We start from the raw sequence: 14,696 nt of genomic DNA, 5'->3' as shown, positions 1-14,696 counted from the left end.
CAACCAGACGGCGTATACGCTACCGAGGCAATTCTATATAAAAGCTGAGGCCATGTTCCTGAAAACCCAACTTCCGGTAAAGGTCGTGAGCTTCTTCTCTCTTGATATTGCTAGAAAGAGTTAACTTATAACATCCCTTTTCCATAGCCAATTCCATGGCTCTTTTCATAATCATAGTACCGATCCCTCTATGACGATAATCTTTATCTACCACTACATTTCCAACTACAGCAAAAGGCGATCCGCTATGTCCTAAATTCTCTGCTACTAAGAGACTAAAAACACCGACTACATACTTATGATCATCAAGAGCAACAAAAAACTTGTAATAAGAGTACTGTTCCATTTTGTACCAAATATGTTTTGCTTCTTCAAAGGATATGTAAGATTCGGAATCCAGCTCTTTTAAAAGATCCAATATCCGGCCAAGATCCTGAGTCACCGCTTCTCGTATAACCATCTCTGCCCCTCCTCTTCCTATCCTCTTTTACGTAAAGAGGTCTTTCGTACTATACGAAAGAACCACCAACGGTCCCCCGCTTTAAAACTTTTTAGTTTTAGCGAATAAAAGAATTTCTACTTTTTATTAAGGCATCTTTTAACCACTGGGGGTGCATCGGCATTAAATCTGAAGGCAATTCCTGGGGGCTAAAAAAGTTTACATCTAGGGTTTCAACCCCTCTTCTTTTTATGTGCCCCCCTATTAATTCACACTCAAAACAGATGGTTATAAAGTGAGACGTACACTTATTTGGATAGCATATAATTTGTGAGAAAGGATCTGAATAAACACCAATAAGCCGCTTTACTCGCACCCTCAGCCCTGTCTCTTCCAATATTTCTCGAACAATGGCCTGGTCCACCCTTTCTGCGGGTTCTACATGTCCTGAAGGAATGCCCCATAGTTCATTATCAGCTCTTCTCATTAAAAGAACTCGTCCTTGATCATCAAAAACTATGCCTGCTACTCCTGGTTCCACTTTTTCTGGCCAAGGAAAAGAAGGTAAAGACCACTTTTTTATAAGCACCTGAGGGTTAAAAAGATCTATAAGAGAGTGAATACGAGCATCAGCATTTCTAAAGTCTTTTTCAAAGGGGAAAGGCATGTGATCCCCCATAAGAATAGCAGAAATTCCAGCTTGATGAGCCCCTAAAATGTCTACTTCAGGGCTATCTCCTATCATCACAACTCGATCAGAAGATACCGTCTGCATCGCTTCGTAAAACATAGGCGGATAAGGTTTACCAATGACAACAGGATTTTGTCCACAAGCGACTCGTAATGCTTCTACCACAGCTCCTACAGCCGCAAGAGGACCATACGCAGAGGGAAATGTTTTATCTACATTAGTAGCCACAAAAAGAGCGCCGTTACGAATAGCAAGAGCTGCCCTCCTTAATTCCCTCAACGTAATAGCGTCTCCCCAACCAGTCACAACTGCGTCACAAGGTAATTGATCCACTATGCTTATTCCTGCCTGTTCTATCTCCTTTTTTAAAGGCTCATCGCCTAATACCCATACTTTAGAAACTCCCTTCTTTGCTAAAAAACGTGCAGTAGCCCAACCAGAAGTCACTATTTCTCTCTCATCAGCCTCAATACCCATTCTGTTCAAACGTTGAGCGATAAAGTTTCTCCCCGTGGGATTGTTCGTCAGGAATCGAACAGACTTGCCTATTTTTCTTAACCTATCTAGGGCTTCTATGGCACCATATGTCGGTTCTCTACTAATATAAACGACTCCGTCAAGATCCAAAAAGAATACGTCAAACAATTCAGCAATCATATTTCATCCTCCCAATATATGCCTTACATTGCGCGTTATCATCTTTATTGTATGTCTCTTCTCACCTCATAAAGATCGTTTCTTCATCTGAGATGTTTATGAGGGTGAACTCCCATAGTGAGGGCATGTATACCCTCCACATAGTGAATAAACGTTATATATGCCTCTACAAACTCACGACCAGCTTCTAGAGAATTTTCAGCGTGACCTTTTAACTCCCACGCTCGATGAAACTTTTCTTCTATAGCCCGTTTCACGTGGTCTGGCATACGTGTTGAAAGTTGAGACACATCTCCCGTATCAAGGGCTTCATCTGCTAATCGAATCACAGGTGGAACTGTATCACTTGACTTTAACCCTTCGTATGGTTCTCCCTCAGAAGCTCTATGAATTCTCACTAAAGTCTCGAAAAAAAATCTCTCAGCTACCTCTTTAGCATCCATCCCCAAGGTTGAGACTTTCCGAGCAAGTTCAAAGGCTTTTCGAACTTCCTCTTCATCATCGTGCCGAACCCATTTCAATGCATGCAAAACATTTCCATCGGCCAAAGCCTTTCGAGCTGCCTGTACTACAGGACCATCTAACGTGTCACAATGGGCTTCCACTCTACGGGTTTTCAACAAAAGAGTAGTAACAACACCTACACCGATAATAACTACCAAACTTATGCTCATATTCCTCTCCTCCTCATTTTTTATTTATATTATTTACTACTAGATAGTCACCACTAAGAGAAGCCACCATCTCGATACGCTTAAGGTACTCCAGTCAAGGAGAAAGATATACAATATAGGCCTTTCCATCGGAAAAGAAGGGATCTCCTATAAAATTTTTACCTAAAACTGGGTCGACAAGTTGTATTTTCTTAAACTGGCTAACATGCCCATAATCCTGAAGGTTTTGAAAAAGATATTCTCTTTCTGAGTCAATATTAGGTTCTATATGATGAGTAATGCCCCATTTAATGCCACTGTCAAAACTAGCTGTTCCTACAAATAAAAAGTTACCTTCCTTCGACACGTAACCTGTATTCCAAAAACGAGCATGGTGTCTTCTACGAACACTTCTCTTTTCTGTAGGTTTTTGAAAACCTAAATCATTAACATCCTCATTCCAGAAAGATGGGGTCATTGGAGCTGTATCATATTCAGAATTAGAGAGTGCTGACCAAGCCACACGATATAAAGAAATAAAATTAACCTTATCGGCAACAAACCAACCAGCATCTCTGAAAATAGTTATTAAATGTTGAGGATCTTCAACATACAATATAAAGCTAATAGGCTCCTGCCGCCCCCCCGTTATTGTCTCACTCCAACAAGGGAAAGAATCGCTCGTGAAAAAAGGCGCTTCTTCAAAATGCATCACTTTTGGAGCTTGCAAAGGCGTTTTTAAAATAGTTATTTTTGAAGGATAATAAAAGAATCCCATTAATACATAAAACACGATGAAAAAGAGACCGCTGAGGCAGGAATAACGTTTAGCGTGTTTAGAAAAATGTTTTTTCAATTTTTGACTTCCTGCCGAAATTTGCTCTAAAAAACTCACTGAAATAATCAACCACATTAAACCGATTAAATACCCACCATAAACATCGCTTGCATAATGTACTCCAAAATAAAGACGGCTAAAACCGATTGCTAAAACAACAAGAAGTGCTCCAGAAAAAATATCTACTTTCTTTTTCCATTCATGGGTAATCCGTATTAACGCGTAGGCTACAAAGCCATAAAGAGCTACAGCTGAAGAAGCGTGACCACTTGGAAAAGAGAAAGAATGCTCCAGATACATAGCAACATCTGGCCTTGGACGATGGAAAGCCATTTTGCCTAATGTAGTAAAAAGTTGACTTCCAGCTAAGGTCAACCATAAAGGCAAGATAAAGTTGTTCTTCCCCCAAAACCATGCAATCAGACTTAAAGTAAAAGCCAAACTTATTACTATAAAAGCATTGCCTAGTAGGGTAATCCAAAAGAAAATACGACTTAAAAAGGGATGACGAAGCAAGGTAACAAAATGTGCTATACGAATATCGGCGGCAAAAACAGGCTCTGAAGTAACAACGTCTTCAATAATGCCGAGTAAAAGGATCACTATGTAGAAAAACGAAATGGAAAGAACGGTAAGCGGCAATCCACTAAAAACTCGTCGATCAAAACGCCTCTGTATAAAACTTAAAAGATGGGGATGATTTTCGACGAACTGCTCTATCTCAGGGTTCTTCCTTATGGCATTCGCCGCAGCTATCCTTATATCTTTTAAAAACCTCAATATATATTCACCATATAGCAGCATAAATTTTTTTACCATATGAAACAAAAAGAAAAGGAGGCAAAAACCACCAATCCAAAACCATATAGAAGTACCCCAAACTTCTACTATCTGCCAAACTCTTCCTATCATTACACCACCATAAAGGGAGCTTCCCGCCCATAAAAAAGTCCCTATAAAATCCCATAGCAAAAAAAGAACTGGTGGCATTTTTTTAAACCCGGCGATAAAAGAAATAAATATGCCTTTAGGAACCATAAATCTAGATAAGAGAAGTGCCTTTTTTCTGTTATTTTCAAAAGATAAGCGGTTTTTCTGATAAAGAGAACGCACAACAAGAAAACGTTTCCTCACAATATCTTTCTCTGAAAGTCTTCCCCATAAAAAGCTAACACTGTCACCCATCAGAGCACCCAGCAAGGCACAAACAAAAAGAGCATGGAAATTTGAACTCCACCTTGAAGCAAAAAAACCAACGAGACCTAAAATAACTGTTCCTGGGAAAAATAAGCCCATAAAAGTAAAGTCGTCTAAAAAAGAGACAAGTACAATAAAACCATTAAGTAGAATAGAGTAATGGTTCATAAGCATAAAAAGCCTCCTTTTTATTCATATGCCTTCTCCCAAGATATAGTCGACTATATGAGAAGCTGCATGAGGGTAAGATATAGTTCCAGCCCGTCCTCGCATATCTTCTAATCTAAAAGGTTGGTCATAAAGTTCTTCTACTATATCCGCCACCTCTTCCTCTGTTTTAGCCAATATTCCAGCTCTCTGTTGTTCTATATAATTGGCATTTTCGGTTTCTTGATAAGGGATGGGATCAAACATCAATATAGGAACTTTTTTGACTAAGGCTTCACTAATTGTAAGCCCTCCTGGCTTTGTCAAAATAAGGTGAGCAACAGACAAAAAATCATTCATATTATCCACAAAACCGTATTTTTTTAAGGAAATTTTTTCGCTCGAGTTAAAGTGTTCTAACTTTCCAAGGAGATCTTTATTTCTACCAGCTATAAGAATAAGATTCATTTCCATATTCGAACGAAACAACTTTTCAAGTATTCGTGTAACATGAATATCGGGGATAGCGCTCATTACAAAGAGCAAGGTAAAACGGGATTGGGGCAGACATAGATTCTTCCAAATATTTTTTTTTGTCACTTCGGTTAGAAATTTTTGTTCTATAGGTATGCCTGTCTTTAAAATCCGTTCGTTCTCTACACCAAGAGATAAAAGACCTTTTTCTACTACAGAACTGGCTACAAAATATTTTTCTACACCTTCATTGCACCACATTTTATGGAAGCCATAATCCGTAACCACCACGTAGAGTTTCCCTTTATATACTCCATTTTTTTTAAGGTTAGATAAGACATTGGCAGGGAAAAAATGAGTGCATATAGCAGTCATTGAAGGATTATCCCGCATATACTGAACAAATCCCTCCACATTAAGCATACTCATATAATCAATAAATTGAACAACGTTGCTGTCCCCTCTAGATTGATCAGTAAGTCGAAATACTCCCTTCAAAGCAAGGTGAGCATGCTCGCTTATAATATCGTACCCGCTGCTGTAGACCCATTTAAAGAACCTATTTGAAAAGACAAGAATATCGGTAAGTACATTCGAAACGTGCCTCTCATCAAAAACTTCTCGTAAAGCGACGGCAGCCGCTTTATGCCCAGCTCCAGCATAAACATAAAACAAACCTACTGGCCTTATGGACATATATAAAACTCCCCCTCTCCTTCCTCTTCTCTCTTCTACCCCCAAATATCCCCCCGAAGACTTTCTGCTTTTTATTGACGAGAGAAAAAACTAAAAATACAATAACAAAAAGTCTGATTTTTTTCATGAAACCACGGTCGCATAAATCTTTTATAAAATAATTCTCTGTTATCTATCATTTAGATTTCTTGAACAAAAGGGGAGGCAAAGGAGGAAAAGCTGCAAATGAAAAAGATTGTTCAGTTTATCATATTTTCGATTTTTTTGATGTGGGCACCTTCTATTATTTTTGCTCACCCACCACAAAGCATTATTTTGGAATGGGATGATGTAAATAAAACACTCTTAGTATATGTAACTCACTTCGTAGATAATCCTCAACGCCATTTTATTAAAAAAATTCGTATTGAGGTAGAAGGGAAACTTCTAGAGGAAAGAACGTATACCGATCAAAAAGAGTTCGGCGGACAAAAAGATATTTTTAAAATAGATTCTACGTTAACCCCCAAAAAGATAACAGTAATTGTAGAGTGCAACCTCTTCGGGTCTATGAGGAAAGACTTGGAGCTATAAATTTATAGCTTACAAGCCAACCTTTTCCCTTTTCTATTTCTATTAAACTTTAGTATTGATTTCACAAGAACTCAATGGTAATATTCAATAGTGCATGCACATGATAAAAAGTAATAAGATTTATTCCATTATTAGGGAGGTTGGCTATCCTATGAAATTACGTTCTTTAAAAGCACACGGCGTGTGCTTGTCATCCTTTGTTTTTGTAATTGCCCTATTTGTTTTTTTTATGAACGTCCCTCTTTATGCTGCAGAAGAAGTCCCTATTATTCACTTTGCATGGGATTTTGATCTTCATGCGGGAGCTCTTCTTGTGGCTACAGCTCGAGGAGAAGCTTTTAAAGATAGTGGCGTTTATTTGAAACCTCTTGTAGAAAAACAGCAATATGAACTTTATAGTAACGGGGAAAAACTAGCACTTCTTGAAATGGTGGTAACAAAGGGGAGCTCTGAATCAGCTGTTCTACTCGGTCAGAAAAGAATCGATTGCTGCGTCAACTCTATAACAGGAATGATGTTTGCCCGCGATCAGGGAACGCCCGTACAAATTTTATGTCCAATTCACGTAGATGGGATTGGTCTTGTTTTCCCCCCAAAGACAGATTTTTACGGATGGGATGCTGTAGAAAAATATATTAAGGAATCGAAAACTCCAGTTCGCTTAGGGTATCATTCTCCTGCCAGTGCCCCACGCGTTGTTCTCGAAACAGCCTTGAAGAGAGCTGGTTTGAAAGTGACAGAAAATCCGAATGACTTTGATGCTGAAGTTTTACTTGTAGATCTAAAAGGGTCAAGAAATTTATTGCCAGCTTTTACAGGAAGTCAGGTAGATGGATGGGTCGGTCCGTCTCACTATCCTGAAACAGCAGAGGTTCAAGGAATAGGAAAGATCGTGTTGAACCTAAAAGACTTTCCTCCACAAGGTCAGTGGTACGATTTCCCCTGTTGTACGCTCGCCGCACGGGAGGACTCTATTAAAGCGCATCCAGAAATCTACCAGGCACTGACACAACTCCTCCACAACAGTGCCAATTGGGCTATGGAAAACAGAAGAGAAGCTGCAAAAATAAATGCTGATATTATTGGTATTCCACAAGAAGCTGTAGAAGCAGCTACCATTGTGTTCACAACCACTCCTACAGAGAAATGGATGGAAGGGGTTAAATTGTACGTAGACGTATTAAACGATCTCGGCAAGTTTAATGGCGAAATGAGGGGTAAAGATTTTAATGATATACGGAATTTTTTCTTTGACTTTAGCTTTATTAACAAAGTGAAATAAAAGAATGAGGGGGGATCCCCCCTCATTCTCAAGAAAAAACAGGAGTGATTGAAATGAAAAAATTCGCCATCAAAACCGGATTTTCTCTTATTTTACCCTTCTCAGTCTTGCTCATGTGGGGACTCCTTGCTAATAATGTTGCTAATCCCATGATTCTTCCATCATCGACGGATGTTTTAAAACAATTTCTCGCTCCTGAAGAAAGCCTTATAGGTCTTGGCTCTCTAATGACAAATATTGCGGTTAGCCTTATTCGTGTATTCCTTGGATATATAACTGCAGTATTCATAGCTCTTCCCCTTGGCATTCTTATGGGATACAACAACAAAGTATACTATTTTTTTAATTCATTTATAGGCCTCTTCCGTCCAGTCCCACCTATAGCTTGGGTCCCTTTAATTTTGGCTTGGCTTGGATTATCCAGCTTCGCTACTCTTTTTGGTGTTCGACAGGGTCCTTGGTACGTGTATCTCAGTAATTTTAAATTATCCATGGTCTATATTATTTTTCTGGGAGCTTTCTTCCCCATTATTACTAGTGCTATCCATGCTGTAAAAAACGTTCCCCAAACCTATATTGATTCTGCCCGCGTACTCGGTGCCGGGAAAACAGATATTTTTAAGAAGGTTCTTCTTCCTGGAGCTGCTCCTACTTTAATGAACGGCATGAGAACCGGGTTAGGTTCTGCTTGGAGTTGTCTCGTTTCCGCCGAAATGTTACCCGGAAGCTTGTCTGGCGTGGGATATCTTATAACTCACGCATATGAGCTTGCTCGTGTCGACATCGTCATTACAGGTATGATTTGCATTGGCGTTATTGGCGCCCTGCTCGATCTTGGATTTAGATATATGGAAGAAAAGAGATTTGCTTGGCAGCATGTAGCTAAATAGGAGAGAATTATGATACCAATTATCCACGTAAGAAATCTCAGAAAAACATTTTCTACGAGTCAGAGCGAAAAAATATGTGCACTTGTAGATATTAACCTCGAAATACAGAAAAATGATTTTGTCTGTATAGTAGGCCCATCTGGATGTGGCAAATCCACACTGTTGCGCATTATAGCTGGCCTAGAAAAAGCAACTTCCGGAGAAGTCTCTTACCAAGGGGAGTTAATCTCATGTCCAGGAAGAGAGCGTGGGATGGTTTTTCAGGAATACTCACTTTTCCCCTGGCGTAATATACTCGATAATATCGGCCTTGGTTTGGAATTTGCAGGAAAATCCACTGAAGAAAAACAGCAGAAAAGTATGGAGTACCTTAAACTTGTGGGACTTGAGAAATTTGGGAAAGCTTTCCCCCATGAGCTTTCTGGAGGGATGCGCCAAAGAGCCGCTATAGCGCGGGCTCTGGCTAATGATCCTGAAGTGCTCCTTATGGATGAACCCTTTGGAGCATTAGATGCTCATACGAGAATTTTGCTTCAACAAGAACTCCTTCGCATATGGGAAGCTCATAAAAAAACAATTCTTTTTGTAACTCACAGCGTAGATGAAGCAGTGTTTCTTTCCGATAAAATTGTTCTCATGAGTGCCAGGCCAGGTGAAATAAAAAGAATTATAAACATAAATATACCAAGGCCTCGAAAGCGATCTGACCCTACTTTCGGAACTCTCACATATGAAATTCTCAACATGTTGAACAAGGAAATAGTTTTACAGTAACGCCTCATGATCTCCCCTTCAGATAAGCCACTCTATCCCCAGAGCGGCTTATCTTATTTATCACCTAAAATAACAAAATGAGATACCCTTTCTCCTATTCTCGTCTCTATAAGCTCTCCTTTTTCACTTTTTATTCTTGGGTTTAAGGGAGTAATAACAGCCCTTCCCACAATATGCGAATATTCTTTCCCTTCCTCTAAAAAGCGAAATCTCCAGACGTTGTGCAGGAAAACAGGCATGCCATAATACTCTCCAATGTAAAGCATAACATGCCCTGGCATAGTCGCTAAAGTACGAAAAGGAATGCCCTCTTCTTTTATTCGCTTTTCCTTTAGACATACTGAAAGATTTTGTACATCTATTTTTTGCCCTATTTGCCCCTGAGCTTTTGAATTTCTTGGAAGCCAAATGCCAAATACTGTAAAAAAATCTCGAGTTGTGGCACTGCAATCTCGTTTTAAATTTAATCCGCCCCACCCATAAGACTCCCCTATAAATTGAGACGCAATAAAAGCGGCGTTACATTTTGTCATGGGAAAAGGTTTGGCAACAGCAGCTTTTTTATCTAAAGACACGCTCCTGAAAAGAGCATTTCCCCCGCTTCCTCGAATGGCTATTAATACCTCGTAGCAATCTGCCAAAGTTCTGTCTCGGGAAATAGGCAATATAGTTCCCACTTTAGACAGAGCATAAAAAACTCCTTCACTATCGAGAAGAGGAACATTATCTTTCACTACTACACATAAACTATGTTTTTTCCATTCCTCAATCTGAGCCTCTGAAATCCAAGCCAAACGACGTATATCCATCCATCCAGAAGCAGTGGAGGCATTAACGAAAGCCCACATGCCATCTTTTGAGATATGAGAGACAAAAAGGGGTTCTCTTGGTTGAACAGTAGAGTTTTGAAGGTAGTCGAAGGGATACCCTTCTCCAGGCTCATCGAAAGAATAAAAAAGAGGATCCTGTGTAGGGAAAACTCGCAGGTCCGTCTCTTCCACACTTATGGCCTTACGATTGAGAGTACCAAAAGATTCAATAGAAGCATTATCATGCTGAACTCCAAACCATTCCTTTGATCGAGGCTGCCGATTTTCCCCAAAAACTTTTCTTCTGGAAAAAGCCCGAAATCCCCAAAGCAGCAAATCTACACCCCCGACAGGTTTATCTTGGGACCATGGAGCGAAAAATTTCTCATCAAAATAACGGTTACATGCCATTTGTTTTTCTTCACTTATAAGGCGCTCTGAATAATCCCTAGAAATAGTACAAAAAGGGCTCTGACTCATAAATTCTAGGCCAGAAACATTTTTATCTGCTCCGCTAGCTTCTGCTGAGCAAACAATAAGAAAAGCAAAAATAAAAAGAGACACGACACAAAAGAGCACAATAAAAAGGGGGGGTAACTTGTTAATAGACACATATAATTTATTCATCAGTTTTGGTCAACTCCTTCTCTCCCTTTGAAAGGATTAGCAACGTCGTTAAAATATTTTTTATCATACTATCTCACTCTACAGACTGTTTGTGTGTGATAAAAGTCTATTTGACTTCTATAATTTTCCATGATATAAGTTTTAACAATATTCAGCCAGTTTGGAGGATCTAATCAAGATGTTGAAATTGCAAAAGATTGCTTCTTCTAACTGCTTTTTGGGATATTATTACGCCAGCGTGGGACCCTACTGGAGGGCCGACGCCTAGAGCGTGTTGGCTTTTACCAGGGCCGGGTTCCCTACTCATAGGGAGCTTGGCCCTTTTTTTATGCTTTTAACTACAAGAAAAGGTGGAGATAACAAATGGATGATATTAAGGAACAAGTCTTGCAGCAACTTCAACGCGTAGTACAAAGGGTCTGGGATTCTAATAGCTTATATAGGCGCAAAATGGAAGAATTAAATATTCTTCCAGAAGACATTAGATCTATGGACGATTTTAAAAAACTCCCCCTTACCACGAAACAGGATTTACGAGACTCCTACCCTCTCGGCATGCTAGCATGTCCCAAAGAACAGGTTGTAAGACTTCACGCTTCTTCAGGCACTACAGGAAAACCTACCTTCGTTCCTTACACTCAAAAAGATATAGACATGTGGAGAAAATGCATGGCAGAACGTCTAGAAACAGCTGGCGTAAGATCTAGCGATGTATTCCAAATTATTCTCGGTTACGGCCTATTTACCGGGGCTCTCGGTTTTCATTATGGAGCAGAGCAATTAGGTGCCATGGTTATTCCTTCTGGTGGAGGTTTTACAGATAGACAACTCCTCCTCATGGAAGATGCTGGAACCACTGTCTTTACTAGCACCCCGTCCTATGCTCTCTACTTAGCAGAGCGTATAGAGAAAGAAAATCTTCGAGCTCGTCTTCGCCTGAGATTAGCCATTCTCGGGGGAGAAGCTTGGACTGAAGATTTAGGAGAGCAGATAGAGAATATGTTAGGGGTTACTGTTATAAACTCTTATGGACTATCTGAAATTATGGGGCCTGGAGTAGCGATGGAATGTCCCGAAAAACAAGGCATGCACTTTAATGAACAGCATTTTTATATAGAAACTATAGACCCCAAGAGAGGCACCCCTCTTCCTGATGGAGATTTAGGCGAGATGGTTGTTACGACCTTGACTAAAGAAGCTTTCCCCCTTGTTCGGTATCGCACAAGAGACCTTTCGTCGCTGCGCACGGAGCCTTGTCCATGCGGACAAAAAGGGAAACGCATCAATCGTGTCGCTGGAAGAAATGACGACATGCTCATTATTCGCGGCGTAAATATTTTTCCTTCTCAAGTAGAAGCGGCTCTCGCCCATGTAGGGGGGATTACTCTTCACTACCGCATTGAAGTCTGTGACCGTAATGGTATGCCCGATCTAACAGTTGTTTGTGAATCCCAAAACCTTCTTGCTGAAACAGAAAAGAAACTCTTAATGGAACAGGCTATTTGCGTTCTGAAAGAGAACCTAGGCATTCGAGTAAACGTACGAATAGAAGATCCCGAAGCCCTTGGCAGACATGAAGGGAAAGCTCTTCGAGTGCTTCACGTGGCTTAATGTTAGAAACAGAAAATACAAAGGAGATAACTATCATGGCGAAATCAAATGAAAAAAAAGCTTCTCTGACTAGAATAGACAAAAGATACGATCCCAAGGAAAATGAATTTGATTTTGAGGGACTTTCCTTCGCCTATCGAGAGGTTTTAAAGAATGAGCAACGATAGCGTTTATGGTTATAAAAGGCCGCTCGAAATGAACGATCTAACGAGATCCTTTCGAGCGGTCTTACCACTGTTCTTCTTCAAACAGAAACACGCATCTGCTCTAATTCATCACTATACAGTACGGTTATTTTTAGCCCTTCACCGACGCTCCTAACGAAAAGGCCTCGTTTAAGGCATCCTGATTTTGAGCAACAGGCAACAACTCGGAACAAGCCCCAACGACCCCACCAAAATCCATTTCTAGCCAATCACAAATATCAACATACATTTTCTCAACAAGTTCTGGACCTAAATTAGGTAACTCCCCCCCATAAGTCATAACAAGAAAGATTTTTTTACCTTTAAGTTTCTCATAATCCGCTGCATACAAGCGGTCCATAAATAACTTCAACTGGGCCGAGATATTCCACCAATAGATAGGTGTAGCTAAAACAAGAACATCTGCCTCATATACTTTGGAATACAAGGAGCTCATATCATCATCAATAACACAAGGGGCACCTTGCTTTCGCTTACAGGCATTACATGCTGTACATGGAGCTATATGTAAATCGTGAAGAAAAACAGTCTCCGCTACAACTTTTTTTGAAGCGGCTCCCTCTACAAACTTCTCCAATAACGCTGCTGTGTTTCCCTTTCTTCTAGGACTTCCTAACAGAGCAAGTATTTTCATTACTTATCACCTCCATAGAAACACTTAAAAAAGTATATCATTTAGGGCCCTTGACAGAACACTAAGGATATTGCTATGGTATCTCCATGAAAAAAACAATGAAACATCTCAGAGATTTTAATTCTATCAATAAGTTCTGGTGGTGGCGCTGTTAGCGCCGCCGCAGGTATGGCTTGATTTTTCAGGGGCTGCGGGGCAAAAAACCGCAGCCCCTTTTCTTTTGATCTATCGCTATCTTTTACAGAGTTCGAAGAAAGGGGCTTCTTCCCAAAAAGGAAGAGGTCCCTTTTTTTATATAAAACAAGGGAGGTATTGTTCATGAAACAGAATAAGAAAGGATTCTTTGGAGAATATGGTGGTAGTTTTGTGTCGGAAGCATTGCAATCTCGCCTCAATGAGCTGGAAAAAGCTTATGAGGACGCCCGTCATGATCAATCTTTTGCCGAAGAATTTACAACGACTTTAAAAGAATATGTGGGGAGGCCATCGGCTCTTACAGAGTGTAAAAATATATCAAAATACTTTGGGGGAGGACGACTATTTCTGAAACGAGAAGATCTCAATCACACTGGCGCCCACAAAATAAATAATGCGTTAGGACAAGCTCTTCTAGCTAAACGTATGGGGAAAAAGGAACTCATAGCAGAGACAGGTGCTGGAATGCACGGCACAGCCAGTGCCACCGTAGCGGCTCTTATGGGAATGAAGTGCACTGTATATATGGGAGCTCTTGATGTAGCTCGCCAAGCCCCGAATGTAGCCCGTATGAAAGTATTAGGAACAGAAATTATAGCTGTAGAGGAAGGACAGAAAGCTCTTAAAGAAGCCGTTGATGCAGCTCTAAAAGCTTTTGCAGAACGACCTGAAACTTTCTATTTGTTAGGTTCAGCTGTAGGACCTCATCCTTATCCTACTATGGTTCATGATTTTCAAAGTATTATCGGTAAAGAGGCAAGACAACAATTTCTGGACCGCGAAGGTACATTACCAAACTATGCTTTGGCCTGTGTAGGTGGTGGAAGTAACGCTATTGGTCTTTTTGCAGGTTTTCTCAACGACTCGGACGTGAAGTTGTTCGGAGTGGAACCAGCCGGGAAGGGGTTGGCCTCTGGGGAGCATGCAGCTACATTGTCTGTGGGGAAACCATCTATTATTCATGGGTTCAAGAGTTACGTACTTACAAAAGAAAACGGGGAACCAGCCAATGTATACTCTATATCAGCAGGGCTTGATTATCCTGGCGTTGGCCCAGAACACGCCTATTTGAAAGACAGCGGTCGGGTAAACTATGTGTCTGTCACAGATCAAGAAGCCATTGATGCCTTTAAACTGCTCTGCCAAAAAGAAGGGATCATCCCCGCTCTTGAAAGCTCTCATGCGTTAGCCTACGCTTTTAAACTACTTCCCAAACTTACCCGGAGGGAAAGTATCCTCGTCAATCTTTCTGGGCGAGGAGACAAAGATATGGATGCGATCCTTCCTCTTCTTAAATGAAAGA

Annotated in this window: 14 protein-coding genes; 7 read left to right on the top strand and 7 right to left on the bottom strand. The window is 40.4% G+C overall.

Features of this window, described 5'->3' with window-relative positions; genetic code table 11:
* Nucleotides 1-19: 19 nt before the first annotated feature.
* The 5 genes from B4J50_RS06990 to B4J50_RS06970 form a co-directional block, all read right to left on the bottom strand.
* Complete coding sequence (locus B4J50_RS06990; RefSeq protein ID WP_024822694.1) at nt 20-460, bottom strand: GNAT family N-acetyltransferase; 441 nt, start codon at nt 458-460, stop codon at nt 20-22.
* A 97-nt stretch (nt 461-557) separates the two neighbouring features.
* Complete coding sequence (locus B4J50_RS06985) at nt 558-1,787, bottom strand: HAD-IIA family hydrolase (protein WP_024822695.1); 1,230 nt, start codon at nt 1,785-1,787, stop codon at nt 558-560.
* An 83-nt stretch (nt 1,788-1,870) separates the two neighbouring features.
* Nucleotides 1,871-2,461 (bottom strand): DUF6448 family protein, encoded by a 591-nt coding sequence (locus B4J50_RS06980; protein ID WP_024822696.1) that lies wholly within the window; start codon nt 2,459-2,461, stop codon nt 1,871-1,873.
* A 94-nt stretch (nt 2,462-2,555) separates the two neighbouring features.
* Entirely contained in the window at nt 2,556-4,649 is a 2,094-nt protein-coding gene (locus tag B4J50_RS06975) for an LssY C-terminal domain-containing protein (RefSeq protein WP_286845980.1), read from the bottom strand.
* A gap of 18 nt (nt 4,650-4,667) precedes the next feature.
* Nucleotides 4,668-5,792 carry an MGDG synthase family glycosyltransferase gene (locus B4J50_RS06970; RefSeq protein WP_286845982.1) on the bottom strand — a complete coding sequence of 375 codons (1,125 nt, stop codon included), beginning with the start codon at nt 5,790-5,792 and terminating at the stop codon, nt 4,668-4,670.
* A 225-nt stretch (nt 5,793-6,017) separates the two neighbouring features.
* Between B4J50_RS06970 and B4J50_RS06965 the strand changes: the two genes are divergently transcribed.
* The 4 genes from B4J50_RS06965 to B4J50_RS06950 all read left to right on the top strand — a co-directional run bounded on the left by B4J50_RS06965 (nt 6,018) and on the right by B4J50_RS06950 (nt 9,311).
* Nucleotides 6,018-6,365, top strand: coding sequence for a hypothetical protein (locus tag B4J50_RS06965; protein ID WP_024822699.1), 348 nt, complete (start codon nt 6,018-6,020; stop codon nt 6,363-6,365).
* A gap of 151 nt (nt 6,366-6,516) precedes the next feature.
* On the top strand, nt 6,517-7,647 hold the full coding sequence (locus tag B4J50_RS06960; protein ID WP_286845985.1) for an ABC transporter substrate-binding protein: 1,131 nt from the start codon (nt 6,517-6,519) through the stop codon (nt 7,645-7,647).
* A gap of 53 nt (nt 7,648-7,700) precedes the next feature.
* Complete coding sequence (locus B4J50_RS06955) at nt 7,701-8,537, top strand: ABC transporter permease (RefSeq protein ID WP_024822701.1); 837 nt, start codon at nt 7,701-7,703, stop codon at nt 8,535-8,537.
* 9 nt (nt 8,538-8,546) lie between these two features.
* Entirely contained in the window at nt 8,547-9,311 is a 765-nt protein-coding gene (locus B4J50_RS06950; RefSeq protein WP_024822702.1) for an ABC transporter ATP-binding protein, read from the top strand.
* A gap of 53 nt (nt 9,312-9,364) precedes the next feature.
* Here the strand turns inward: B4J50_RS06950 and B4J50_RS06945 are convergent, their stop codons facing one another.
* The gene (locus B4J50_RS06945; RefSeq protein WP_286845989.1) at nt 9,365-10,747 is read right to left on the bottom strand and encodes an SH3 domain-containing C40 family peptidase; all 1,383 of its coding nucleotides are present in this window, start codon (nt 10,745-10,747) and stop codon (nt 9,365-9,367) included.
* Between the two features lie 363 nt (nt 10,748-11,110).
* On the opposite strand from B4J50_RS06945, the gene B4J50_RS06940 reads away from it, so the two are divergent.
* Both B4J50_RS06940 and B4J50_RS06935 read left to right on the top strand, forming a co-directional pair.
* Entirely contained in the window at nt 11,111-12,358 is a 1,248-nt protein-coding gene (locus B4J50_RS06940) for a phenylacetate--CoA ligase family protein (protein WP_286845992.1), read from the top strand.
* A 35-nt stretch (nt 12,359-12,393) separates the two neighbouring features.
* Entirely contained in the window at nt 12,394-12,525 is a 132-nt protein-coding gene (locus tag B4J50_RS06935) for a hypothetical protein (RefSeq protein WP_274532067.1), read from the top strand.
* Nucleotides 12,526-12,655: 130 nt separating this feature from the next.
* Here the strand turns inward: B4J50_RS06935 and B4J50_RS06930 are convergent, their stop codons facing one another.
* Nucleotides 12,656-13,198, bottom strand: a complete 543-nt coding sequence (locus tag B4J50_RS06930; RefSeq protein ID WP_024822705.1) for a flavodoxin family protein — start codon at nt 13,196-13,198, stop codon at nt 12,656-12,658.
* Nucleotides 13,199-13,516: 318 nt separating this feature from the next.
* Between B4J50_RS06930 and trpB the strand changes: the two genes are divergently transcribed.
* Nucleotides 13,517-14,692, top strand: a complete 1,176-nt coding sequence (gene trpB / locus B4J50_RS06925) for a tryptophan synthase subunit beta (RefSeq protein WP_024822707.1) — start codon at nt 13,517-13,519, stop codon at nt 14,690-14,692.
* Nucleotides 14,693-14,696 lie beyond the last annotated feature (4 nt).

The organism is Aminobacterium sp. UBA4908, assembly GCF_002398115.1.
Taxonomy (GTDB): domain Bacteria; phylum Synergistota; class Synergistia; order Synergistales; family Aminobacteriaceae; genus Aminobacterium; species Aminobacterium mobile.
The sequence above is the reverse complement of the archived record's forward strand: the minus strand, read 5'-3'. Positions and strand labels throughout refer to the sequence as shown.